Below are 25495 nucleotides of genomic sequence, written 5' to 3'. Positions count from 1 at the left end.
CGGCTCAGTGCTTGGAGTGTAGGGTGTTTCGCGCCTGGGCGACAAGCGCCTCCAGCATGAGGCCGGCATTGAAGGGATGGTCTGCCGTGCGCGCGGCCTTGGCCAGTGCGCGCGACCAGCGTGTCAAAGCACCCAGCGATGGCAGCGCCTTGGGCAGGTCTGCGGGCGCAAAGTAGCGCGGTGCGCCGCCCACGCTGGCCGCCAGCAGGTCGTGGCAAAGCTTCTGCAGTGCGTCGATCACCTGCGCGGGCGACCAGTCCCCCAAGGCGGTCACATCGCCCTTGGCCACCGCCTGCGGCAAGGCCGACCAGGCTTGCGGGCTGCGGCCAGAGCGCGCCAGTGCCAACGCATCGTCGGGCCGCCCGCCTGCGGCCCGCAGAAACGCCAAAGCGGCATCCGCAGCAATGCCCTGCCCTTGCAACCACTGCAGCATCTGCTCCTCTGCGGGCCAGACCATGGAGTGGCCCAGGCAGCGGCTGCGGATGGTGGGCAGCAGCTGATGCGCCGCCTCGCTGGCCAGCACAAAGCGCACGTCACCCGGCGGCTCCTCCAGGGTCTTGAGCAAGGCATTGGCCGTGATGTGGTTCATCTGCTCGGCCGGGTACACCAGCACCGCCTTGCCTTTGCCGCGCGCCGAGGTGCGCTGCGAGAACTCCACCGCATCGCGCATGGCTTCCACGCGGATCTCGCGGCTGGGCTTGCGCTTCTTGTCGTCGATGTCCGCCTGGGCCTTTTCCGACAAGGGCCAGCCCAGCGCCATCATCTGCACCTCGGGCATCAGCACACATAGGTCGGCATGGGTGCGCACGTCGATGGCGTGGCAGCTGCCGCAGTGGCCGCACGCGCCCTGCTGTGTGGGGGCATCGCACAGCCAGGCACGCACCAGCTCCATGCCCAGGGCGTACTGCCCCAGTCCAGAAGGCCCCTGCAGCAGCCACGCATGGCCGCGCTGGGCCAGCAAGCTGGTGCGCTGCGCGGCGATCCAGGGTGCCAATGGCACGGCCAACTCGCTCATTGCGGCCCTCCCTGCGACGCCACCATGATCGCCAGCCAGCCCTTGCGCACAAACACGCTGGTGAGTTGCTGCCACACCCGGTGGCGCTCCTCCGCTGCATCCAGGCGCGCAAAGCGCTGCGGCGCCGCGGCGGCCCGGTCGGCATAGCCCTGGGCCACGCGGCGGAAGAACTCGACAGGCTGGGCCTCGAAACGGTCGGGCACCCTCGCACCGGCCAGGCGTTCGGCCGCCACCTCAGGTGCCAGGTCAAACCACACCGTCAGGTCAGGTTCACGCATCAAATCAGCCTCTTGCGCGAGTCCAGTCTGCGCAAGACGCTCCAATATTAATAGCACACCAAGATCAAAGCCACGCCCTGCGCCCTGGTAGGCAAAGGTGGCATCGGTAAACCGGTCGCACAGCACCACATCGCCCCGCGCCAGGGCGGGCTCGATCACATTGCGCAGGTGGTCACGGCGGGCGGCAAAGATCAGCAAGGACTCCGTGAGCGCGTCCATCGGGTCGTTGAGGACCATCTCGCGCAGTTTTTCAGCCAGCGGCGTGCCGCCTGGCTCGCGGCTGACGGTGACGGAACGGCCTTGCGCCCGAAAGGCAGTGGCCAGTCCCTCGATGTGCGAGGACTTGCCCGCACCGTCGATGCCTTCAAAGGTGATGAACAGACCGGGTCGTGACATGAAAACCTTGGTGGAAGAATCTACTGCTGGCCGCGTTGGTAGCGGTTGACGGCACGGTTGTGCTCCTCCAGCGACGCGCTGAAGTGGCTGGTGCCATCGCCCTTGGCCACAAAGTACAGGGCACGTGTGGCGTCGGGCTGCACGGCTGCCAGCAGCGATGCCTTGCCGGGCATGGCAATCGGCGTGGGCGGCAGGCCCGCGCGGGTGTAGGTGTTCCAGGGCGTGTCGGTTTGCAGGTCGCGGCGGCGCAGGTTGCCATCAAACTTCTCGCCCAGGCCATAGATCACCGTGGGGTCGGTCTGCAGCAGCATGCCCACGCGCAGGCGGTTGGCGAACACGCCCGCAATCTGCCCACGGTCGCTGGCCTTGCCGGTTTCCTTCTCGACAATGCTGGCCAGGGTCAGGGCCTCTTCGGCCGACTTGAGGGGCGTGTCCGCAGCGCGCTGCGCCCAGGCGGCTTCGAGGCGGCGGTCCATGGCATGCAGGGCCCGGCGCAGCAAAGCGATGTCGCTGGAACCTTTGGCATAGGCGTAGGTGTCCGGGAAGAAGCGTCCCTCGGGCGCCACGCCGGGGCGGCCCAACTGCGCCATCAGCGCCTCGTCGGTCAGCGTGGCGGCGTCGCGCTTGAGCTGTTCCTCCTTGGCGAGCGCCTGGCGCACCTGGCGCCAGTTCCAGCCCTCGACCAGGGTGATGGCGCGCAGGCTCTCTTCGCCGCGCACCAGCTTTTGCAGCAGGCTGCGGGGCGTGGTGCCGGGGGGGATTTCGTAGTTGCCGGCCTTGATGGCACGGTCCTGGCCCGAGACGCGGAACCAGGCGTAGAGCACACGGGCATCCACACGAGCCCCTGCGGCCACCACGTCGCGGGCGATGCCCCGGGGTGTGGTACCGGGCTCGATGGCAAGCTCCAGAGGCTCGGTGCCAGTCACCAGCGGCTGGTGCAGCCACCAGAAAGCCGCACCACCCGATGCGATCAGAACCAACACGATCAAAGCCAGTAAACGTCGCACAACCCTGATACCTGTATGAATGGGAGCGGGCATCATAATTCAGCGATGACTTATCCCTTGAACGGCATTGCCCCCCTGTCCCACCTCGGCGTGATTCGCGTGGAAGGCGAAGACGCTGCCAAGTTTCTGCACGGCCAGCTCACCCAGGATTTCGCCCTCCTCGGCATGGACCAGGCCCGCCTGGCTGCGTTCCTGTCGGCCAAGGGCCGCATGCAGGCCAGCTTTATCGGCTTCAAGCGCAGCGCCACGGAGGTGCTGCTGGTCTGCAGCAGCGACCTGCTGCCCCCCACGCTCAAGCGCCTGTCGATGTTCGTATTGCGCGCCAAGGCCAAGCTGACCGACGCGACCCACGACTTTGCCCTGTACGGCCTGGCCGGGGATGCCGTGCCCGGCGGCAGCCAACCCGCCTGGACCAAGGCCGATGTGGGCACCGCGTCGGTGGTCCACCTGTATCCCGCCGATGGCCAGCCCCGTGCACTGTGGGTGGCGCCAGTCTCCGAACCCGCCCCACCGGGGGCTCTTCTGGCGCCAGACCTGTGGCGCTGGAGCGAAGTGAAAAGTGGCGTGGCCACTCTGACAACGCCCGTGGCCGAAGCCTTCGTGCCCCAGATGCTCAACTACGAATCGGTGGGCGGCGTGAACTTCAAGAAGGGCTGCTACCCCGGCCAGGAAGTGGTGGCGCGCAGCCAGTTCCGGGGCACGCTCAAGCGGCGCGCCTATGTGGCCCATGCGGCGGCCGACGTGGTGGTGGGTGCCGAAGTGTTCAGCACGGCGGACCTGGAACAGCCCTGCGGCACGGTGGTGCAAGTGGCACCAGCCCCGGACGGCGGCTTTGATGCCATCGTCTCGCTGCAGATCTCGGCGGCGCAAGAGGCGACCAGCCTGCAGGTGGGTGCCACGGACGGCGTGGCGCTGTCCCTGCTGCCCCTGCCCTACGCCCTGCTCGACGATATTTGAATAAAAACAGGCCTTGGCGCTCTTCAGACAAGCGCCAATAGCTCACTTTTCAATAGCAAATCAGCTACAAACGCTGCGCCATCGCAATGTGCGCAATGCCGGCCTCTTCATAGGGCTCCCCCACCACGGAAAACCCGGCGCGGCGGTAGAAGCCCTCAGCACTGCGCTGGGCGTGCAGGTGCACCTCCGCATCGCCCCGGGCGCGCGCAGCGGCGACCAGCGCATCCAGCAATAGCCGCCCCCACTGCGCGCCACGCACCGATCGGTCCACCGCCATGCGGCCAATACGGCCCAGGCCCGGCTGTGGCTGCAGCAGGCGGCCGGCGGCAATGGGCATGCCCAGCCGGTTGTAGAGCACGGCATGGCGGGCCGAGATGTCTTGCACGTCGGCCTCGATTTCGGCAGGAATTCCCTGCTCGTGCACGAACACCTCCGTGCGCACGCGGCCTGCATCGCGGCCCAGCGTGTTCCAGTCGCCCGTGCGCACCTCCGCCATGTCGGCACCGGCCTCAAAGCCCTCAAAGATGGCGCGCAGCGAAGGTGGCACCGGGCGCGAGGTCTGCGTGGCCGGATCGGCGAACACATAGACCAGTTCGGCCGAGATCAGCAGCCGGTCGCCGTTGAAAATGCCCGCCGTGAACAGGCAGGACGAGTTGCCGATGCGCGTGCAGCGCAGGCCCACGTCCAGCGTGTCATCCAGCCGTGCCGAGGCGTGGTACTCGACCGTGGCTTTCTTCACATACATCTCGCCACCCAAGGTGAGCATGCTCGCCTCGTAGGGCAAACCCAGCGCACGCCAGTAGTCGCTCATGGCCGTGTCGATGTACATGAGATAGTGCGCGTTGAACACGATTTTTTGCATGTCCACCTCGGCCCAGCGCACGCGCAGGCGGTGGAAACAGCGGAAGTCTTTGCGTTGCATGGTGGTCTTCACTCCATTCCAAAGGCCCGGCGCAGCGCACGGGCTGCGTCGGCATGGGCCTTGCGCGCTTCAGGGATGGCGCGGCCCATCTTGATGAATTCGTGGGTGACGCCCCGGTAGATGTCGAGGTCTACGGGCACACCGGCCAGGCGCAGTTTGTCGGCGTACTCGATGCCCTCGTCCACCAGCGGGTCGCATTCGGCCAGGCCCACCCAGGCCGGGGCTACGCCCTCCACATCCGGTGCGAGCAGGGGGGCAAAACGCCAGTCCTCGCGCTCCTCGCGGCTTTGCACATAGTTGCCAAAGAACCAGCTGATAGCGGGCTCTTCCAGCACCAGGCCATGCGCGAAAGTGCTGTGGGACGGCGTGTCCTGGTGGGCCGCGCAGCCCGGGTAGATCAGCAGCTGCAGCGCCAGGGGCAGCCGCGCATCCCGCGCCAGGACGGCATTGACGGCAGCCAACGTGCCGCCGGCGCTGTCGCCACCCACGGCCAGGCGCGCCGAGTCCGCCCCCAGGGTGGCGGCCTGCGCTGCCAGCCACTTCAGCGCATCCCATGCATCGTTGCTGGCCGTCGGAAAGCGGTGCTCCGGCGCCAGCCGGTAGTCCAGCGACACCACCATGCAGCCGGCCAGGCGCGCCAGCTCGCGGCACAGGATGTCGTGGGTGGCGATGTTGCCGATGGTGAAGCCACCGCCGTGGGTGTACAGCAGCACCGGCAGGCCAACTTCCGTGGTCGGTGCGTACAGCCGAGCGGGCAGCGCATGGCCATCGCGCGCGGGGATGTGCAGGTCCTCCACCCGCGCCAGGGCCGCCTTGGGCACCTCCAGCACATCGGCTCCCGCCTGGTAGGCAGTGCGTGCATCCTGGGGCGAGCGGGTGTGCAGCGGGGCGTGCCCCGCACGCGCCATGCGTTCGAGCACGCTGCGCATCTGGGGGGTGAGGCGGGTGTGGTGGATGTGCAGATCGGTCAACGGTCAGGGTCTCGGCAACAGGGGAACAGCCCGCACCGTGCGGGCAAGGCTTGGGTCGTTTACTTGAAGGTCACACGCACGGGCGCGGCGCCCGGCAGGCCGTCGTAGGTCGCGGTGACCACAAGGCCTGCCTTGGGCGGCAGCAGCGGCGAAAACGAGCCCAGGCTGATCAGGTCGCCCGGCTGCATGGCCAGCCCTTCCTGGGCCAAGGCGCTGGCCAGCCACACCACGGCATTGAGCGGATGCTCCAGGATGTCGCTGCCCTTGCCGCCGCCCAGTCGCGCACCACTGCCATCGCTGAGCGAGACATTCATATCCGCCAGCGCCTTCAACATCACAAAACGCTCGCCGCGATAGGCTGGCACGGCAAGGGGCGCGCCGGCCACACCCAGGCGCGCGCCCACGTTGATGGCCGACACGCCCGCGCCGTTGAGCTTGGGCGGGGCCTGCACCATGAGATCGGGCAACTCCATGAAAGGGATGATCTGGTCCACCGCCTCCAGCACTTCCATGGGGGTCTTGGCGTGGTTGATGGCGGCGCTTTTCACGCGCACCAGCATGTCCGCCTCGTACAGCGGACGGGCACCAAACGCCGCGTCCACCGTGGCACCATTCTCCAGCACCATGCCCTCATACAGCTTGCCCCACACGGGCTTGTCGGTGTTGAAGCGTTTTTGCACGGCAGGGTTGGTGAGGCCCGCCTTGTAGCCAATCACCTTGCCCAGGCGCTGCGCCAGCAATGCGTTGACCTTGCCGCGCGTGCAGGCGCCATCGGCGTCCGAGAGGTTCTCGGGGTTGGTCGCCGGTGTCTTGGCGATGTAGCTGGCCACCATGTCGGCGGCCTGCGCATCGGTGAGGCACTGGGCCTGGGCGTTTGTCACAGATGCGACGGCCATCAGGGCTGCCATCAGGGTTTGCTTCGTATGCATGCGTGTCTCCTCCTTATAAAGTGGGATTGGAGCGGCCAACAAAACTCTTCTGGTGTCGTTGCCGCGTCTTGTCGTACTACCCGTACTGCCTGCGACGCAGCGCCTAGCCAGAACCGGTTCGCTGAGTTTTGTTGACCGCTCTGAAGGCTGGCGGGCTATCGTAATCGCTGGCGCTTTTATTCACACATCCTGTTGCACCATGGCATTCATCTACTACGTCACCCAGATCCAGTTTGAATTCGGCGCGGTCAAGCTGCTCCAGCAGGAATGCGAGCGTGTCGGCATCACACGCCCTCTGATCGTTACGGACCCCGGTGTGAAGGCCGCAGGCGTGCTGCAAAAGGCGCTGGACGCTCTGCCCGGCCTGACCGTGGCGGTGTTTGACCAGACGCCGTCGAACCCCACCGAAGCCGCCGTGCGCGCCGCCGTGGAGATGTACAAGGCCCAGGGCTGCGACGGCCTGATCGCCGTGGGCGGGGGCTCGGCCATCGACTGTGCCAAGGGCATCGCGATCGCCGCCACGCACGAGGGGCCGCTGACCCACTACGCCACCATCGAAGGCGGCTCGCCGCGCATCACCGACCGCGCAGCACCGCTGATCGCCGTGCCCACCACCAGCGGTACGGGCAGCGAGGTGGCGCGCGGCGCCATCATCATCGTGGATGACCACAGAAAGCTGGGCTTTCACTCGTGGAACCTGGTACCCAAAACCGCCATCTGCGACCCCGAACTCACGCTGGGCCTGCCCCCCATGCTGACAGCCGCCACCGGCATGGACGCGATTGCGCACTGCATGGAGACCTTCATGTCGGCAGCCTTCAACCCCCCGGCCGATGGCATTGCGCTGGATGGCCTCACGCGCGGCTGGGCCAACATCGAGCACGCCACCAAAAACGGCAGCGACCGCGACGCGCGCCTGCACATGATGAGCGCCAGCATGCAGGGCGCCATGGCGTTCCAGAAGGGCCTGGGCGCCGTGCATTCACTCAGCCACAGCCTGGGCGGGGTGAACCCGCGCCTGCACCACGGCACCCTCAACGCCATGTTCCTGCCCGCTGTCATCCGTTTCAATGCAACGGCCGAATCGGTACAAAAGGAAAAACGCCTGGAGCGCATGGCCCACGCCATGGGCCTGGCCAGTGCGGGCGACATCCCTGAAGCTATCCGCGACATGAACGCCCGCCTGGGCCTGCCCACGGGCCTGGCAGCCATGGGGGTGACCGAGGGCATGTTCGACGACATCATCAAGGGCGCGATGGCCGACCACTGCCACAAGACCAATCCGCGCATTGCCACGCCCGAGGAGTACCGCGACATGCTGGCCCAGTCGCTGTAAGAGCCTGTTCAGAATATTTTTTGGAGTCTCACAAGTGCCTTGCCGGGATGGGATGCCAGGCGCGGGGTGCAGCCAATAGCTCGGCTATTGGAAAACGCCGCAACGCCGCAGACCGCCCTGCAAGGCACTTGCCCGCAGGGTTGGAGTGAAATCGGGCCGATGAACTTGAGTGGTTGGACGCCCCGGCTGCTTGCATGGGCGCGAGCCCATGCGACGCATCCAAGGCATCCATTCATCCCGATTGCACTCCAACGCGATCTCCAAAAAGACTTTTATCAGGCTCGAAGCACACCGGCGATCTTTGAGGGTCGAGATGCGACGCCGGAGCGTCCGGCGCGCTGTGTTCCCCATTCCCCACACGGGCCTTCCTGCTGTCGCCACACTGGGCAGGATTGCGCTGTCCAAACCCATCTCACGCGCATCACCACGCGCTAGACTCCGACCAGTCAACAATTAATTAACAATTTATTACCCTGGGTACTGGAGCGTGTTCCAAGGGGGGAGGGCCACTGTCCATGCGCACCGGAAATCTCAGCACCTGGCTCCTGCGGGGCACCTATCCCCGGCTGTATGTGCCCATCGCGCTGATCATCGTGCTGGTCAGTGCAGTGCGTTACCACTACCTGGTGGCCACGGAAACCGACGAGGTGCGCCGCCACGCCGCCACCGAACTGCGGCGCGCGGCCGAGGCACTGCTGCCCTCGCTGGTGGCTCTACCCCCTTCCCACCGCGAAGCCCAGGCCAAGCTGCTCAGCCAAGGGCTTGCCAGCTTCGGGCCGGGCATCCATTCGCTGAAATGGCAAGTGGGCAACGAGCCCGCCACCGAAGCCCGGGCGCCCCGCATGGCCGCCGCTGCCCCGGACTGGTTTACCCAATGGGTCAACATCACGCCACCCTCGCAGCAGTTCGGCCAGGCCCTGGCCGATGGCGGGTCGCCTGGGCGCCTGACGGTGACGTTGCAGGCAGTGCCCCTCGTCAGCCAGGTCTGGAGCACGGTGGTAGTGCAGTTGCGCATCTCGGCGCTCAATATTTTCACCATCCTGTTTCTGCTCACGCTGCTGCTGCGGGCCAATGCCCGCATGCTGCGCCGCCTGGCCGAAGCGACGGATGCGTTCCGCCAGGGCCGCCTGGACACGCGCATGGAGGTCACGGGCACACTCGAATCGCGCGCCATGGCGGCCACGTTCAATGACATGGCGGGCAAGGTCCAGTCGCTGGTGCTGTCGCTGCGCGAAACCCAGCACCAACAGAGCGAGCAACTGCATTTCACGCGCCAGCTGATCGACGCCCTCCCCCTGCCGGTGTTCGTGCGGGATGCCAACGGCGTCACCCTTGAAGTCAACCGTGCCTGGCAGCGGATTTTTCACGCACCTGCCAGCGCAGGCAGTGCACAGGCCTCGCCACCGGCGTATCCGGAGGAGCTGTCGCCCGAGCGTTCTACCCAGATCGCGCAGGCGCAGGACAACGAGATCCGCGTGCAACCCGCCAACCACCAGCCCCCACGGGACATGGCCTACTACGAGGCCCCCTTCACCACCACCCGGGGCACGCTGGCCGGCACCATCGGCACCCTGGTCGATGTGACCGAACGCAAACGCGCACAGGAGGCCCTGCGCGCAGAGAAAGAAAGGGCTGAGGTCACGCTCGCCTCCATCGGTGATGGGGTGATCACCACCGACCTTTCGGGATGCATCGAGACCATCAACGAGGCCGCACAGCTCATGACCGGCTTCACGGCCGACCAGGCCCTGGGGCGGCAGCTGGACGACGTCTTTCGCCTGTACGAAGAGCTTGCCAGCCGCAACGCCAGTTCGGCCGCCGAGCGGGACACCGTGCCCGGCGCCCTGCAGCAGGTCACGTACGAGGTGTTGATCCACCGCTCGGGCGAACGCTACGCCATCGAGTACACCGCGTCGGCGATCCGCAAGGGCGACGGCATGGCCGTGGGCTGTGTGCTGGTGTTCCGCGACGTGACCGAAACCCGCAACCTGCGCCACCAGATTTCGTGGCACGCCCGGCACGATCCCCTTACCGGGTTGTACAACCGCGCAGCCCTCGCCGAGCGCCTGACCCATGCCATCTTCGTGGCACGGCAAAAAGGGCTGCTACTGGCAGTGTGCATGCTCGACCTGGACCATTTCCAGACCGTGAACGACACCCATGGCAACCGCGTGGGCGACCGCCTGCTCAAGGAAACCGCGCGGCGCCTGGGTGCCTTCATCACGCCACAGGACGCCGTGGCGCGCATGGGGGGCGACGAATTCGTGCTGCTGCTGGGCGAACTGCCCGATGTGCCCGCCATCGAGGCGCGCGTGGGCGTGCTCATGCAACAGCTGGCCGCCCCCTACGCCATTGACGACCGGGTGCTGCACACCACCGTGAGTGTGGGCGTGGCCGTGTTTCCGCAGGACGACGCCAACCCCGACACCCTGCTGCGCCACGCCGACCAGGCCATGTGCCAGGCCAAGAGCTTTGGCCGCAACCAGATGCATGTGTTCGACGTGCAGCTGGACCACGCCGTACAGACCCAGCACACCCGCCAGACCCGCGTGGCCCAGGCGCTGCATGCGGGCGAACTGGTGCTGCACTACCAGCCCAAGATCCACCTGCGCACCGGCGAGATCCTGGGGCTGGAGGCCCTGCTGCGCTGGCAACACCCCGACCAGGGTCTGCTGGGCCCCCAGCATGTGCTGCCACTGATCGAGGATGCCGAGCTGGAAGTGGAAGTGGGCGAATGGGTGCTGCGCCAGGCCCTGGCGCAGATGCGGCAGTGGACGGACGCCGGCATGCTGTGGGAGGTGAGCGTGAACATTTCGGCGCCCCATTTCCACCGGCCCAATTTTGTCGAGCGACTCAAGGACATCCTGCACACCTGCCCCGAGGTGTCGCCCACCCGCCTGGAGCTGGAGATCCTCGAATCTGCGGCCCTGCAAGACATGCAGTACATGCGCCACATGATGCAAAGCTGCCAGGCGCTGGGGGTGCGTTTTGCGCTGGACGACTTCGGCACCGGCTTCTCCTCGCTGTCCTACTTGAAGCGCCTGCCCGCCGAGACGATCAAGATCGACCAGTCGTTCGTGCGCGGCATTCTGGAAGATGGCGACGACCTCACGCTCGTGAGCGCCATCGTCGCGCTGGCTGCCGCCTTCCACCGGCATGTGGTGGCCGAAGGCGTGGAGACGGCCGCACAGGCGGCCCGGCTGCTCGAGCTGGGCTGCGAGCGCGCCCAGGGCTTTGGCATTGCGCGGCCGATGCCCGCGCACGAGGTGCTGACCTGGGCCCGCGAACACGCCGCCCGCCACGCGGCCCGGGCCGTGCAGGAGGCGGCACGGCGGCCTGCTTCGACCTGAGTACTTCTGGGCAGAGAGCCGGTCCGTGGCCCCTACAAGGGCTGCACGGCGTTCATGTCCGGCCGCGCCAGCCATGCCTGCCACTCGTCCACCAGTTGCTGGCTGGCCCGCGTGGCCGCAAACCAGGCCTTGGCGCGTGCGGCGCCGTCGGTGCCGTAGTGGGTGAAGTCGTTGCGGTCGGGCAGCTTGGCGTTGGGCAGGCTTTGTACCCAATCGGGGCTGGGTGACAGCACCACCATGTTGTCCAATGCGGGCGTGGAGCGGTGGCGCCACTTGAGCCCCTTGTCCAGCCAGCCGGGCACCACGCGGTGCTGAAAATGCGGGTACAGCACCAGGCCGGGCGACGCAGCGGGGTCAGAATTTAAGTCTTTTTGGCCGCCAGCGCTGGATGGAAAAGCGCTTCCAGCTATTAATTCAATAGCATCCTGTTTTTGCCGGCCGTAGGCCAGGTGCAGGTGGTAGTCGGTGATGCCCCCGTCCCAATACGCCCCACGGGGCGCACCCGGAATGTTGTGAACCGCCTGCAGCACAAACGGAATCGAGCAGCTGGCTTGCAGCGCCTGCATGAAGTTGCCGCCGTACAGCAGCACCTGGCGGGTGCGGTAGTCCGAGGTGCCAAAGGGCAGCGCGGCACACGCAGCCCCCGCCCCCTCGGCGGAGGTACTGGACGCATCGGACGAGGAGAACACCACCCGCTCCAGCCACGCCCCCATCGCCTTGCGGTGCACCGTGTTCGTCAGAAAGGCGCCCAGATAGCCCAGCGGCGTGGCCACGCGGTGCTCGCGCCCCAGCAGATGCCGCCCGCGCGAGGTGACGATGTGCAGGCGGTAGCGCGGGTGGTTCAGCACCTCGTCGATGCGCCCGCCGTAAAACGCCTGCAGGTTCTGGCCAAACCGCTCGCTCACATGCGCGGCCGTGGGGCGCTTCTTGCCAGGCGGCAGGTCGTAGTTCTGGTGGATGTAGTCGTGCTCCAGCCGCTCGAAGGCCGCCACCGACTGCTGCAGGCAGGCCGTGGCCATGCGCCAGGCACCAATCGAGGCGCCCACCAGGTGCACCGGCTGGCTGGACTGGGGCAGCCATTCACCAAAGATGAAACGGTCCAATGGCCCCAGGATCAGTCCCTTCGGCCCTCCGGCTGCAGCAGGGATCACGCCCACATCGCCGGGCTGCAGGCCGTGGTTTTCAAGGTGTTGGCGGGCGCGGGGGCCGGCATGGATGCGCAGGGCTTTCATGGGCGGCATTTTCGCAAAGCCACAAGGGCTGCGTCCTCAGAACCGGTTCTCAGACCACGTAGTCGGCAGCCTCGGGCTTCGCTGTCCAGTCGATAGGGTCTTGCTGCAGCACCATGTCGATGTCCAGCCCCAGCGCCAGGCCCACTTCGCCGGGGAAGGACACGGCCAGTTCCTTTTCGCCCAGCTCCGCCTCGCGGGCCCGGGCACGCCAGGCGGCCAGGTGGATCACGCCCGCCAGGGGCTCGTAGGCATTGTTGTCAAACGGCGCGCTCTGGTGCTGCAAGGCGTCCACCACCACCTCCGGCAACCGCCAGCGGCGTGCCAGCCCGGCCGTCACATGGCCGTAGCCGTAGCCAAAGATGCGTTCTTCGATCTTGCCGCGCCGCAGGTCGAACGGCGCCACCAGGGTGTTGACCGACTGGGCCTTCTCCGGGTCGGCCAGATGAATCACCAATTCGCCCAGCGCATGCAGCAGGCCGGCTGTGTACGCGGCAATCTGGTTCTGGTGCACGATGCCCGCCAGCGACCGCGCCAGCTTGGCGGTGTTGAGGCTGTAGCGCCAAAACTGCTGCATGTTCACCCCAGGCACGGAGCGTGAGGTGGTGCCCAGTGGCGCAGACGTGACCAGCGCGCGCACCTGGGCCATGCCCAGCAGCGTCAGCGCTTCGGGGATGCCCGCAATCTGGCGCGGTACCTGGAAAGTGTGGGAATTGGCCAGCTCCAGCAGCCGCCCGGCCAGTGCCGGGTCGGTGCCAAAAAGCTGGTTGAGGCGCCGCAGGCTGGGTTCCTCATGGGCCAACTCGCTCATCAGCAATGCCACCGTGCGCGGAAGGCTGGGCAGAGCCACGGGTTGGGCGAGCAGTGCGTTCAGCTCCATGGGGTCAGGCACCAGAGTTGGGGTTGCTGGCGATTATGGCCTCCATCCTGCCGCAATCCCGTGCAATCCCGCCCCAAGCCGTCAACGGCCCTTGGCCTGTTGCAACTTGGCAAATGCCGATGCCATGGCCGACTGCTGTGTGGGCTCGGGCGCGCGACGCTGGGGCTGGGCGTAGCCCCGGCCCGCGCCTTCAAAGCGGTTGTCCCGCGGCGCGCCCCGGTCGCCACCCTGGCGCGGTGGCGCATCGCCCAGCTTCATCGACAGGCCGATGCGCTTGCGCTCCACGTCCACCTCCATGACCTTGACCTTGACGATGTCGCCGGTCTTGACCACTTCGCGCGCGTCGTTCACGAACTTGTGCGCCAGCTGGCTCACGTGCACCAGGCCGTCCTGGTGCACGCCCAGGTCGATGAAGGCGCCGAACTGGGCCACGTTGCTCACCGTGCCCTCCAGGATCATGCCTTCCTTGAGGTCCTTGATGTCCTCGACGCCGTCGTTGAAGCGCGCCACCTTGAAGTCCGGGCGCGGGTCGCGGCCGGGCTTTTCCAGCTCGCCCAGGATGTCCTTGACGGTGATGACGCCGAACCTGTCGTTGGCGAACAGCTCGGGCTTCAGCGTCTTGAGCATGTCGGCGCGGCCCATGATCTCGGCCACGGGCTTGCCGGTCTTCTCCATGATCTGCTCGACCACGGGGTAGGTTTCGGGGTGCACGCCGGTCATGTCGAGCGGGTTCTCGCCGCCGCGGATGCGCAGGAAGCCTGCGCTCTGCTCGAAGGTCTTGGCACCCAGGCCCGCCACGTCCATGAGCTGCTTGCGGCTCTTGAACGCGCCATTGGCCTCGCGCCAGCGCACCACGGCCTTGGCCACGCTGCCCGACAGGCCCGACACGCGGCTGAGCAGCGGCACGCTGGCCGTGTTCAGGTCCACACCCACCGAGTTCACGCAGTCTTCCACCACCGTGCCCAGGGTGCGGGCCAGCTCGCTCTGGTTCACGTCGTGCTGGTACTGGCCCACGCCGATGCTCTTGGGGTCGATCTTCACCAGCTCGGCCAGCGGGTCCTGCAGGCGCCGTGCGATGGACGCCGCACCGCGCAGGCTCACGTCCACATCGGGCATCTCTTGCGACGCGTATTCGCTGGCGGAATAGACGGATGCACCGGCTTCGCTCACCACCACCTTCTCGATGGCGCGCTCGGCCTTGGCGGCCAGCTTGATGAGGTCGGCGGCCAGCTTGTCGGTTTCGCGGCTGGCCGTGCCATTGCCGATGGCGATCAGGTTCACGCCATGCTTTTCGGCCAGCTTGGCCAGGGTGTGCAGCGAGCCTTCCCAGTCGCGGCGCGGCTCGTGCGGGTAGACGGTGGCGGTCTCCACCAGCTTGCCTGTGGCGTCCACCACGGCCACCTTCACGCCGGTGCGGATGCCGGGGTCCAGCCCCATCACCACGCGCGGGCCGGCGGGCGCCGCTAGCAGCAGGTCGCGCAGATTGTCGGCAAACACCTTGATGGCCACTTTTTCAGCGTCGTCGCGCAGGCGGGCGAACAGGTCGCGCTCGGTCGAGAGCGACAGCTTCACGCGCCAGGTCCAGGCCACACACTTGCGCAGCAGGTCGTCGGCCGGACGACCTGCGTGGCTCCAGCCCAGGTGCAGGGCAATCTTGCCTTCGGCCAGGCTGGGCTTGCCGGGCTCGGGCTCAACGGGCAACACCAGCTTGGCTTCCAGGATCTCCAGCCCACGGCCCCGGAACACAGCCAGCGCCCGGTGCGATGGCACGCGGCCAATGGGCTCGTCGTATTCGAAGTAGTCGCGAAACTTGGAAACCTCGGGGTCGTTCTCGTTCTTGCCCTCCACCTTCTTGCTGCGCAGCAAGCCCTCGGTCCACAGCCATTCGCGCAGCGACTGCACCAGCACGGCGTCCTCGGCCCAACGCTCGGAGAGGATGTCGCGCACGCCGTCGAGCACGGCCGGCACGGTGGAGAAATCGGCGCCCGTCTTGCCATCGTCCAGCACTTCGGGGGGCTTGGTGAAGGCTGCGGCCTCGGCCGCAGGGTCCAGCGTGGGATCTGCAAACAGCTTGTCGGCCAAGGGTTCGATGCCGAATTCGCGCGCCATCTGGCCCTTGGTACGGCGTTTTTGCTTGAAAGGCAGGTAGATGTCTTCCAGCTCCTGCTTGGTGGGTGCGCTGGCAATCGCCACGCGCAGGGCGTCGGTCAGCTTGCCCTGCTCGTCGATGCTCTTGAGCACGGCGGCACGGCGGTCTTCCAGCTCGCGCAGGTACGACAGGCGCGCTTCCAGCTCGCGCAGCTGGATATCGTCCAGCCCATTCGTCACTTCCTTGCGGTAGCGGGCGATGAAAGGCACTGTGGCGCCGCCGTCGAGCAGCTCCACCGCTGCGCGCACCTGTTGTTCACTGATTTTGATTTCTGCGGCCAACTGCCGGACGATCTGCTGCATGGGTGGGCAAACTCTCTGAAACTCGAAAAAATACGCGAAGCGCGCGAGTTTGCCACAGGCATTTCGGGCTACACGGGCGCAATAGCCCGGATGGACGCACCGGGCCGATATTCAAAAGCCTCAGAACTGACCGCAATGCAACTGGCCCCCTTCTGGCCTGTACCTATTGCGCGGGCTACAGATAAGGCGCATCCTGTAAAAGCCCCGTAAAAATTGCTTTTGTATGTGAACTGGTAGACAGCCTCCTTTCTCATTTACACATCCACTTGCGGCCTTAAACCACGCACTTTGTGCCGGAGGATGTATGAGATTTGACTGTCTTGTTCGAAGTTTTTTTGCTTTGGTGCGCCGCCGCCTCAGTGCGATCGCCTTCATTCTGCTGTGCGTCGCAGCGCCCCAGGCTTCTGCACTGATCATTGGGGAATTCCGCTTGCGCGGCCCCAGCGGCGCCAATGATGAATTCATCAAGCTCTACAACGAAACTGCTGCACCACTGACCGTAGTCGCCACCGGCACCGGCACCGGATACGGCGTTGCAGCGTCGGATGGCGTGCTGCGGTGTTCCGTCCCCAATGGCACGGTTATCCCCGCCCACGGGCACTACCTGTGCACCAACAGCGGTGCCTATTCCATCGGCGGCTACCCCGCTGGCAATGGCACAACGGCCACGGGCGACGCCACCTACGTCACGGACATTCCCGACAATGCGGGGATTGCCTTGTTCAACAGCAATACCCCCGCCGAGTTCTTGCTGGCAAACCGCCTGGATGCCGTGGGCTCCACGTCGGAGGCCAACACGCTGTACAAGGAAGGCACGGGGTATTCCGCACTGACCCCCTTCTCCATCAACTATGCGTTTGCCCGCGATATTTGTGGAAAACAAGGCGCCATCGCCAACTTCGCGGCCTGCGCGACCACGGGCGTGGCCATCGATACCAACAACAACGCCACCGATTTCTATTTTGTAGATACCAACGGCACGTCGGCGGGCGCCGGGCAGCGGCTGGGGGCACCATCGCCCTCCAACCTGAGCAGCCCCGTCATCGGCAGCATTGTCAGCCCCGCCCTGCTGGACCCTTGTGTGGCCGCACCCGCGCCGCCCAACTCAGTGCGGGACTTGACGAGCGACCCCGCCAACAACTCCACTTTTGGCACGCTGGACGTCCGCCGGACCTTCACCAATACGAGTGGCGGCAACCTGACGCGGCTGCGCTTCAAGATCATTGACCTGACGACGTTCCCCGCTCCTTCCGGCATTGCGGATCTGCGCCCCCGCACGTCGTCAAGCGTGGTGGTCACCGTAGACCGCGCCCCCTGCGGCTCTGGCACGAGCAATGTGACAGTGGAAGGCACCACGCTGGAGCAACCGCCTTCGCAACCCAACGGCGGTGGCTTCAACTCCACCATGTCCGTCGATGCCGTGACCTTGGGCACCCCTCTGGCCGCGGGCGCCTCCATCGACGTCCGGTTCCTGCTGGGGATCCAGCAAGCGGGCAGCTACCGCTTGGGCATCGTGATCGAAGGCCTTCCACAAGGCGGGGGGGTCTTTGAAGTCGTCGGCTGTACTGATGGCTGCCCACTCGTGCAATCCATTGTTCGTGCCGATGCGGACCCCACGGTCGCGGCATCGGTCAACTACACCGTCACCTTTACGACCCCGGTCACCGGCGTGGATGCGTCGGATTTTGTGCTGACATCCACCGGAACCATCGCAGGTGCCTCCGTCACCGGCGTCAGTGGCGCAGGCGCCGTCTACACCGTGACCGTCAATACAGGAACAGGCAGCGGCACATTGCGCCTGGACGTGAATGACGACAATACGATCAATGCCGGTGGCTCTCTCCTGGGCGGACCCACGGTGGGTGACGGCAATTTCACCACCGGAGCCTTCTACACCATCACCCGGGGCGTAGGGCCCGTCAGCAACATCCCGACCCTGAGCGAATACGCCATGATGCTCTTGGGCCTGGCGCTCATGGGCTCGGTGTGGCTGCAACGCAAGCGGGGCAACCTTCGCTGATCTGCAGCGTCTGAAATAGCTGCATCGGCAGGGACTCGACTGGCGCGCCTTCTGGGCGCGCTAGTCGTTTCTGGCAGCGGTATTGAAGCCTGCCGCCAAAGCCTTCCTTCAACCTGATGGGTCGCGCGCGTGAGCCACTGCCCGGCATTGGATCCAGCGAGAACGAGGCGACCGAGCGACAACGTTTCCCTCGCGCTCTTAAAATGCGCAGGCCACCGAGCCCCCGCCCCTGCATGGACGCCCCCTCCCTCTCCTTCCCCATCCGCACAGAATGCCCGCCCGGCGCCTGTGTCTGTGACCGGGACGCCCTCCTGCAATCGCCCGGTGGCGACACGCGCATCCTGCAGCTCACCCAGGCCGAAGAGAAAAAGCTGCTGCAGCGGCTGGAAAACGTCAGCAGCCTGAGCGACCTGCGGCGTTTGCAGGAGCGCATGGAGCAGCAACTGGGCCTGCGCCTGACCATCGCTCCCAGCCCCAACGAAGTGCGCACCCTGCGCGGCATCACCATCCTGGTCCATGAGCAGCGCGGCCTGTGCCGCAAGACGCGCCAGGCCATCCCGGCGGCCATCAAGAAGGGCATGGACCAGCGGCCGGAGATCACGTACGAGCTGCTGAACGAGGGCGGGTTGTTCTCGGGGTTGTGACCCCGCGCACTGGCCCCTTCACCTACCTGCCCTGCCCGCCGCATGCAAGACGATCTGTTCGGCAGTCCCGAAGCCCCGACACCTCCCGCGCCTTCCCGGCCCACCAAAGCCGATGCCCCCGAAGCCGCAGAACACGCCGCACCGCCTGCCCAGCGCAAGCGCTTCAGCCAGGTAACCGCCATGGCGCACGACGATGCGCTCACCGCCCTGGCCGCCGCCTTGCCCCCGCAGTTGCGCCTGGGCACCTCCAGCTGGACCTACCCCGGCTGGAAAGGCCTGGTGTGGGAGGGTGAACATTCCGACGCGCAACTGTCCAAACAAGGTCTGGCGGTGTACGCCCAGCACCCGCTGATGCGCACCGTGAGCATCGACCGCAGCTTCTACCGCCCGCTCACCGTCAGCCAGTACGAGCGCTACGCCTCGCAGGTGCCCGACGACTTCCGGTTTGTGGTGAAGGCGCCGAGTGTGGTGACCGACGCCCTGGTGCGCAGCGAAGACGGCCGGGGCCGCCAGGCCAACCCGGCATTTTTGAGCCCCGAACTGGCACTCAGCGAGTGTGTGGAGCCTGCCCTCCAAGGCCTGGGGCACAAGCTGGGCGCGCTGGTGTTCCAGCTCAGTCCGTTGCCGCTTGCACAGCTGGACCGCATCCCCCTGCTGCTGGAGCGCCTGCGCGCCATGCTGCTCGCACAGCCCGCACTGGCGCCGCTGGCACCCGATGGCGTGATCGCCGTGGAGGTGCGCGACCCCGAGTGGCTGACCCCCGACTTTGCCGCCGTGCTGCGCGAAGCCGGTGCCACCTACTGCCTGGGCCTGCACGCCAAGATGCCGCCGCTGCAACAACAGCTGCCGATGCTGCGTGCACTGTGGCCCGGCCCTCTGGTGTGCCGCTGGAACCTGAACCCGGTGCACGGCCCCTATGGCTATGAAGAGGCGGAACGGCTGTACGACCCGTATGACCGCCTGCACCACCCCGACCTGCCAACCCGCGCCGAGCTTGCCAGCGTGATTGCGGGCATCACCCGCCGGGGGCAGAACGCTTTTGTGACCATCAGCAACCACGCCGAGGGCTGTGCGCCGCAGACGGTGCGCGGTGTGGCTGACGAAGTGGCTGCGGTGCTGGCGGCAACGCCACGCTAACTGCATACCGGCCGCAGAGGCGTCCAAGCCTTTGAGCATGGGCACAGGGGGCACGGCAGCAAGACCCATGCCGAATTCCTCCTCGGAAAGCGGAAAGCTCACATATTCATCGCTGCCAGCGCTTACCTATGAAGCGCCAGGGCCGATTTTTGTTCATATTTTTAGAAAAGTACGCATGGTTTGTGTTCACCAGCGTGCGCCCAAAAAAAGCCGAGCTGCACTGCGCAGGCGTCGGGACGCAGGGGCTGACATGAACAAACGACCAAATGGCCTTGAGCAGAGCCATCGCATCCCCTCAGGCCAACCACAGGGCCCTGCACCATCACACGATTGCCCGGTGGCTTTTTGGGATGGGCTTGCCAAATTTCATCGAGACCTCAGGCATTCGCACCGATAGGTACCTAACCTGAATGTCGCCGAACAACACCTACCAGAGTTGGTAGTTACGAACTCTTGACAGGAATTTTCTAATTGGCACCCGCTTCAGCGCATGCGCCACAGCACCGGGTAGACGGTTTTCACCCCGGGTAATGAAATGGATGTTCCCATTGATCAACAGCAGATTTTCCAAACAATATTAATCACCGGGAGGAAATTTTGAAAAATAAATCCACAAAATGGCTGTGGGTCATGTTACTTTCTTTAGCGAATATCGGACATGCACAAGAGGCGATTCCAGACTTTTACAAAGAGCCGGGGATTCAGCCCAACAGAGCATTTGTCAATCAGAGCCAAAATGAAAACATTGACCCGTTTACTGGTGCACTCCAGCGGCACTATATCGACCTCAGAATTCCTGGCAATGGTGGAATGGATTTAACCATCGTCCGTTCTTACAACAGCAGCAGTGTAGATCCTGCCAATCCAACACAACCCCGAACGAGCATTGGCTTGGGGTGGACCCTTCATTTTGGTCGCATTCTGAAGTCGCGCAACTCATACCCTTGCCTGAATCAGAACCTTGAGTCCGTGTCAGACAACCCCATCCTGGAACTCCCGGATGGCAGTCGGCAGTTGCTTACCTTCACTGGCCAAAGCTCTCCATTGATGCTTACCACGCAACGATGGAAAGCCATGTGCAGCACCAGCGGGACAGGCTTGGTTATTACCTCGCCCGACGGGATGATTTATGACATGACCCAAGCATTGGGACCGGGATCGACCGCCAATCCAATGTATGAATGGCACACCAAAAAAATCACAGATCGCAATGGAAACCACATCACCATTAACTATGCATCAGCTTCCAGTTCAGAAATTCGAAGTATTACCACTAGTGATGGAAGGTCCGCTTCTTTTACATACATTGACTCAGGAAAAACAACTGCTCGAATTAGCAGCATAACCAGCGCCGGCCAAACCTACGATTACTCGTACAAGCCCTCGGGCATCGCAGGTGTCTATCAACTAAGCACCGTCACCAGGCCTGATAACAACAGCTGGGAATATGATTATTCAGAAAACAATGGTGCCACTGCTGGCAGCTATCTCATGCGCTCGGCTACGACACCGCAAGGCGGGACGATCAGCTACACCTACGATTTTGTATTTTTTGACTCGCAGTCCAATCCAGCCAGCAAATCCAATGTCGTTAGCCGAAAGTCAATGAGTACAGGAGGAAGCTGGTCATTCGACTATTCCCCTGGAGGCAATAGCTCTCTGGATACGACTCGAGTCACCTCGCCTGAAGGAACGACAACATACAAGCATGTAGGCCCCAACTATGCTGGCGCTGGCAGCGTCTGGAAGGTTGGTTTGTTGATCCAGAAACGCATTGGCGATGAACAAACTGAACAATACACCTGGAGTGGACAGAGAATTTCCACAGAAACCTATGTCCGCCCCGGTGCATTTGTGACCAGATTCGATTATCTTGAAACCAATGCGCCGTTGCTCACACGCAAAACCATTACTCGCGACGGCGGTAGCTACGACACTGCCTATAGCAATTTCGATAGCTATGGAAACCCACGCACCATCACCGAATCAGGCACAAGGGGTGGCGACAGAACAACCACCGTCAGCTACTATACAAATACATCGAAGTGGATCATCAGGCAGCCACAAAACGAAACATCATCAGGCCATACCATTACGCGGGATTTCGATAGCAGCGGCAACATGACCAATGAAACAAAAAATGGTATATCGATCAGTCGAACCTACGATAGCGCCGGCAATGTAAGCAGCGCCACCTTCCCACGGTCGCTAACGCACAATTACTCAAATTATAGCCGCGGTGTTGCACAAAATGAAACCCAGCCTGAAGGAATTTCGATAACACGAGAAGTTAGCAGCGCTGGCAATGTAACCTCTGAAACGATTGGGGGTGAAACAACTCGTTATGGATATGAATCCATGAACAGGATCACATCCGTGGACTACCCAGAGGGCAATAACGTCAACATCAGCTACACAAGCCGAAGCCGCACGGCAACACGTGGGTCGCTGACAGAAACAATCAACTACAACTCCTTCGGAAGAGTATTTTCAGTCACCCGGGGTGGGGTATCAGCACCTCATACTCCACAGATGCACTGGGGCGCACTACATTCATATCTAATCCCGGCAGTAGCTCGGGCACATCATACTCCTACGATATTTTGGACCGGGTGACTCAAATCCGGAACCCTGATGGAACATCGAAATTCATCAACCATGGGTCTGCTTCAAAATCGGTGCGGGATGAAAATGGCAATACCACCATTCACTACTACCGCGCATATGGCGACCCTGACAAAAAATTCCTGATGGCCGTCACTACGCCTGATTCCAGCGCGAGCATGGACTACGACCGTAACAGTAAGGACCTTATTACGTCTGCAAAGCAGGCTGGGATAACAAGGCGATACTCTTATAACAGCAGTGGTTACATGATTTCCGCAACCCATCCAGAAACTGGCACAACAACCTACGGCCGGGATGCAGCGGGCAATATGACATCCAAGAATGTGGGATCTTCCGGCACCACCACGTACAGTTATGACAACCAGAATCGGCTGAGAACCGTCAATTACACCGGCGCCACGCCTTCTGTCACCCACTCTTATGACAACAGGCACCGCTTACTGCGGACATTCTCGACAGATGCCACCCGCAGCTTTTCCTACGATGGAAACGGAAATCTACAGTCTGAAACATTAAATGCCAACGGACTGACCTGGACGGCCAGGTATGGATACAACGAAAATGACCACCTAACTTCCATTACCTATCCCTTGTCCGGTGAAACTGTCCGCTACGGCGTGGATGCGCTCGGGCGCCCCACTTCCGTCTCCGGCTATATCACCAGTGTCAGCTATTGGCCATCAGGCCAGGTCAACAGGATTATGTATGCCAATGGCGTCTCCTCGGAGTACAGCCAAAACTCCCGCCTGTGGCCCAGTTCATTTTCTACGGTCCGATCATCAACTGCCTACAGCCGGTCTTCATTATCCTACGATGGAGTTGGCAATCTGACCGGAATTTCAGACAGCATCGACAATGCTTACGATCGCACCTTTGGATATGACAACCTGGACCGCCTGACCAGCCTGAGAACGCCGCAAGGTTCTGGAAGTATTTCCTACGACGGCGCTGGAAATATCACAGCGCAGACGATTCCCGGGTTGCGGCTTTCCTACCACTACGACAGCAGCAATCTGCTCAGTAGCATGACAGCAACGCCAGGCAACACCGCAAATCACTCATACGACGCCATGGGCAACATCGTCGTGCGCGGCCCCCGAACATTTGAGTACGACAGCGTTCCCAATCTCAAGTGCATCAACTGCTCAACCGCCGCCACTCGGGTGCAATACGCCTACGACGGGGACCAGAAGCGCACCCAGGTCATTCAGGGAGGCATCACAACGCATGAGTTCCTCGGCGCCCACGGCAACCTGCTGGCCGATTACTCCCCTGGCTCCCGCAGACTGGTCCAGTACATCTACCTGAACGGCAAGCGCATCGCCCAGAAGGAGTCCGCACAATGATCTCTACGCTCCACTCCTTCTGGTTGCGTCTTCTGATGCGCCTGGCCCTTCTTCTGGCCTTCGGCGCCTTTGCGGCCAGCGCTGGCGCCCAGACCACCGTCACGTTCTTTCACAACGACATCCTGGGCAGCCCCGCCATTGCCACCGATGCCGACGGCGCCGTGGTCTGGAAGGAAAACTACCTGCCCTACGGGCATCGCCAGAGAGCTCCCGCCGCTGGTGCTAACAACAAACTGTGGTTTGCAGGCAAGCCGTACGACCAGACGAACTGGATTACCTACATGGGGGGGCGCTACTACATCCCTCTGATAGGACGTTTCACGGGCGTGGACCCGGTTGACTTCAAAGAGGAGAATATCCACTCGTTCAACCGGTACGCCTACGCCAATAACAACCCCTACAAGTACGTGGACCCGGATGGGCGGCAGGCCGAAGTGAACGTGTTTCCAAACTTCGACCCGGTGGGGTACCTAAAGGGTCTTGCAGTCGAATCAGTAAAATTTACAGCGATGGCTGCGGGCGGAGCAGGCGGCGCGGCTGAAAAAGTGGTGGCAGCATCAGTTGCTGCAAAGGGAATAGCCGCCGATGCCCAGTTTGCACAGAAAACCTATGGCGCGATGTTCAGCAAGGACGGTATTTTTGCAGGCAAGAGTGTTGATGAAGTGGCTGCTGCACTCCGCTCTGGTGCCATGAAGCCATCTGAAGTTCCGATCGACTACATCGTTCGAGATAGCAAGACCATCATCTTGAATACACGTTCTTCGCAGGCACTTGATTCGGCAGGGGTCGCAAGGTCGGAGTGGAATACGGTTAATCGAACTGGCAGCGGAGAATTTGAGAAGAGGCTCACTGATCAACTATCGCACAACCCTGGCGGTCCATTTGACACAGTTCGCCGTTCCGGAGGGCAATGATGGAAAAGCTACCGATCTTCTCACTCCCATGCCCTTCTACTGCGGCGGTTCGTGAGCCGAAAATTATCGATGAAGACAGAGGGCTTTTGCTATCGATGGTTTTCGATGACGATGGACACAAGCGCCAGATGGACGTGCTTTTCGTCAAGCCACGGGCCTTCCGCAAGCGCGCGGAGATTTATTGCACCCTTTGGCATCTCACTGATACTTACGACACGGTCTGCGAGGTCACGGAGTCCGATTGGGTGGCGGAATTACGAAACGATGCAGTGCCTGAATGGCGAGACAAATGGGTCATGCGCCACTTTGTGATCTATGTCGATAGCTTTGGCTGCTTTGAGGTCATCGCGGAATCCGCCGTGCTAAATGACGAGTGCGCCAAGAATTCGGGCGGCACCTGATCAGTCAGCCATACACCGTTATCTGCCAAGAAGAAAGCGAAGCCCCTTACATGCATGCAAAGGGCTTCGACCTTAAAGACAATTGGCTTGCCGTGACGCTGGCCAATGCGATGGGCAACTGCTTCGTCTGCGGACAGGTGAACCTGCTGTCGAGCCTGCGGCTTCAACCCGACAGATAGGATCGATTCGGCGAATCGCGTTGCGGTCCCGTGGTACAGGAGGCTCGGCGGCTCCTCGGGTGACAACCCGAGTTCTACGACCACTGAATGCCCTTGTGCAGCTCGGATGCGTTGCCCGTCTTTAGAAAGGGAAAATCTTTTCTTCTCACTGGTCTTGACGACGCACAGCAAATCTTCCTGTGTGAACTGGGTGCCGGCGGTGCGGCTCTGGACGATCAACTCATCGATTAAAGCCCAGCCCTGGGGGTCTAGAGCCAACCCGATGGCATCAGGTTTATGCCTAAGGACAAGGCTTAGAAACTTGCTGAGCTGTACAGAGTTGGGGTGGTACATCTTTGTTGGTGTCACTCTTGGCATCGTACGTTCCTCACTGGCGAGCACGTCGACGACATTTGCGATGCGAGTTAATACTGACTGGGGAAACTTGCCCACAGTATCGATCTGTTGCAGCGAGAAGCTATTGTTTATGTAACCCAATAATCTGAACCGCTTCCGCCCACTCAAA

General features: G+C 63.1%; 20 protein-coding genes. 10 read left to right on the top strand and 10 right to left on the bottom strand.

Annotation, left to right across the window (positions count from 1 at the left end):
- Positions 1 to 4: 4 nt before the first annotated feature.
- The 3 genes from IB243_RS17115 to mltG are packed head-to-tail and all read right to left on the bottom strand — an operon-like array spanning position 5 to position 2696.
- A complete protein-coding gene (locus tag IB243_RS17115) occupies positions 5 to 1015 on the bottom strand; it encodes a DNA polymerase III subunit delta' (RefSeq protein ID WP_192428439.1) in 1011 nt (336 codons plus the stop codon).
- Positions 1012 to 1689, bottom strand: coding sequence for a dTMP kinase (gene tmk, locus IB243_RS17110; RefSeq protein WP_192428438.1), 678 nt, complete (start codon positions 1687 to 1689; stop codon positions 1012 to 1014). Before tmk ends, IB243_RS17115 begins: the two co-directional genes overlap by 4 nt.
- Before the next feature lie 20 nt (positions 1690 to 1709).
- Positions 1710 to 2696, bottom strand: a complete 987-nt coding sequence (gene mltG, locus IB243_RS17105; protein WP_370540349.1) for an endolytic transglycosylase MltG — start codon at positions 2694 to 2696, stop codon at positions 1710 to 1712.
- A gap of 45 nt (positions 2697 to 2741) precedes the next feature.
- On the opposite strand from mltG, the gene IB243_RS17100 reads away from it, so the two are divergent.
- Positions 2742 to 3653, top strand: coding sequence for a folate-binding protein YgfZ (locus tag IB243_RS17100; RefSeq protein ID WP_057224745.1), 912 nt, complete (start codon positions 2742 to 2744; stop codon positions 3651 to 3653).
- Positions 3654 to 3717: 64 nt separating this feature from the next.
- On the opposite strand, the gene IB243_RS17095 is transcribed toward IB243_RS17100, so the two are convergent.
- The 3 genes from IB243_RS17095 to IB243_RS17085 all read right to left on the bottom strand — a co-directional run bounded on the left by IB243_RS17095 (position 3718) and on the right by IB243_RS17085 (position 6475).
- Positions 3718 to 4575, bottom strand: coding sequence for a YbgC/FadM family acyl-CoA thioesterase (locus IB243_RS17095; RefSeq protein WP_192428436.1), 858 nt, complete (start codon positions 4573 to 4575; stop codon positions 3718 to 3720).
- Between the two features lie 8 nt (positions 4576 to 4583).
- Positions 4584 to 5504 carry an alpha/beta hydrolase gene (locus IB243_RS17090; protein WP_225585021.1) on the bottom strand — a complete coding sequence of 307 codons (921 nt, stop codon included), beginning with the start codon at positions 5502 to 5504 and terminating at the stop codon, positions 4584 to 4586.
- 101 nt (positions 5505 to 5605) lie between these two features.
- On the bottom strand, positions 5606 to 6475 hold the full coding sequence (locus tag IB243_RS17085; RefSeq protein WP_192428434.1) for a 2-keto-4-pentenoate hydratase: 870 nt from the start codon (positions 6473 to 6475) through the stop codon (positions 5606 to 5608).
- 199 nt (positions 6476 to 6674) lie between these two features.
- Between IB243_RS17085 and IB243_RS17080 the strand changes: the two genes are divergently transcribed.
- Positions 6675 to 7811: an iron-containing alcohol dehydrogenase gene (locus IB243_RS17080; RefSeq protein WP_192428433.1), complete on the top strand. Its 1137-nt coding sequence runs from the start codon at positions 6675 to 6677 to the stop codon at positions 7809 to 7811.
- Between the two features lie 515 nt (positions 7812 to 8326).
- Entirely contained in the window at positions 8327 to 11161 is a 2835-nt protein-coding gene (locus tag IB243_RS17075) for an EAL domain-containing protein (RefSeq protein ID WP_192428432.1), read from the top strand.
- A 32-nt stretch (positions 11162 to 11193) separates the two neighbouring features.
- Here IB243_RS17075 and IB243_RS17070 read toward each other — a convergent pair whose 3' ends face one another.
- The 3 genes from IB243_RS17070 to IB243_RS17060 all read right to left on the bottom strand — a co-directional run bounded on the left by IB243_RS17070 (position 11194) and on the right by IB243_RS17060 (position 15721).
- Positions 11194 to 12393: a patatin-like phospholipase family protein gene (locus IB243_RS17070; protein WP_192428431.1), complete on the bottom strand. Its 1200-nt coding sequence runs from the start codon at positions 12391 to 12393 to the stop codon at positions 11194 to 11196.
- 49 nt (positions 12394 to 12442) lie between these two features.
- A complete protein-coding gene (locus IB243_RS17065) occupies positions 12443 to 13270 on the bottom strand; it encodes an HDOD domain-containing protein (protein WP_010465558.1) in 828 nt (275 codons plus the stop codon).
- An 81-nt stretch (positions 13271 to 13351) separates the two neighbouring features.
- Positions 13352 to 15721, bottom strand: a complete 2370-nt coding sequence (locus tag IB243_RS17060) for a Tex family protein (RefSeq protein WP_192428430.1) — start codon at positions 15719 to 15721, stop codon at positions 13352 to 13354.
- Between the two features lie 343 nt (positions 15722 to 16064).
- Between IB243_RS17060 and IB243_RS27465 the strand changes: the two genes are divergently transcribed.
- The 7 genes from IB243_RS27465 (at position 16065) to IB243_RS17025 (ending at position 24811) form a co-directional block, all read left to right on the top strand.
- Entirely contained in the window at positions 16065 to 17741 is a 1677-nt protein-coding gene (locus IB243_RS27465; RefSeq protein ID WP_370540348.1) for an IPTL-CTERM sorting domain-containing protein, read from the top strand.
- A 233-nt stretch (positions 17742 to 17974) separates the two neighbouring features.
- Positions 17975 to 18385, top strand: coding sequence for a hypothetical protein (locus tag IB243_RS17050; protein WP_192428428.1), 411 nt, complete (start codon positions 17975 to 17977; stop codon positions 18383 to 18385).
- Between the two features lie 42 nt (positions 18386 to 18427).
- A complete protein-coding gene (locus IB243_RS17045; protein WP_192428427.1) occupies positions 18428 to 19522 on the top strand; it encodes a DUF72 domain-containing protein in 1095 nt (364 codons plus the stop codon).
- A gap of 597 nt (positions 19523 to 20119) precedes the next feature.
- Positions 20120 to 22138, top strand: a complete 2019-nt coding sequence (locus IB243_RS17040; RefSeq protein ID WP_192428426.1) for an RHS repeat protein — start codon at positions 20120 to 20122, stop codon at positions 22136 to 22138.
- Positions 22033 to 23496 carry a hypothetical protein gene (locus IB243_RS17035; protein WP_370540352.1) on the top strand — a complete coding sequence of 488 codons (1464 nt, stop codon included), beginning with the start codon at positions 22033 to 22035 and terminating at the stop codon, positions 23494 to 23496. Before IB243_RS17040 ends, IB243_RS17035 begins: the two co-directional genes overlap by 106 nt.
- Positions 23493 to 24410: an RHS repeat domain-containing protein gene (locus tag IB243_RS27120; protein WP_225584996.1), complete on the top strand. Its 918-nt coding sequence runs from the start codon at positions 23493 to 23495 to the stop codon at positions 24408 to 24410. The genes IB243_RS17035 and IB243_RS27120 overlap by 4 nt, the downstream gene beginning before the upstream one ends.
- Positions 24410 to 24811 (top strand): hypothetical protein, encoded by a 402-nt coding sequence (locus IB243_RS17025; RefSeq protein ID WP_192428483.1) that lies wholly within the window; start codon positions 24410 to 24412, stop codon positions 24809 to 24811. Before IB243_RS27120 ends, IB243_RS17025 begins: the two co-directional genes overlap by 1 nt.
- Here the strand turns inward: IB243_RS17025 and IB243_RS17020 are convergent.
- On the bottom strand, positions 24724 to 25323 hold the full coding sequence (locus tag IB243_RS17020; protein WP_192428424.1) for an RNA 2'-phosphotransferase: 600 nt from the start codon (positions 25321 to 25323) through the stop codon (positions 24724 to 24726). The two genes, IB243_RS17025 and IB243_RS17020, sit on opposite strands and share 88 nt — an antisense overlap.
- Between the last annotated feature and the right edge of the window lie 172 nt (positions 25324 to 25495).

Source organism: Acidovorax sp. ACV01, from assembly GCF_014851495.1.
Classification (GTDB): Bacteria; Pseudomonadota; Gammaproteobacteria; order Burkholderiales; family Burkholderiaceae_C; genus Acidovorax; species Acidovorax radicis.
Note: the sequence above shows the minus strand (reverse complement) of the source record. Positions and strands in the feature narration are given on the sequence as shown.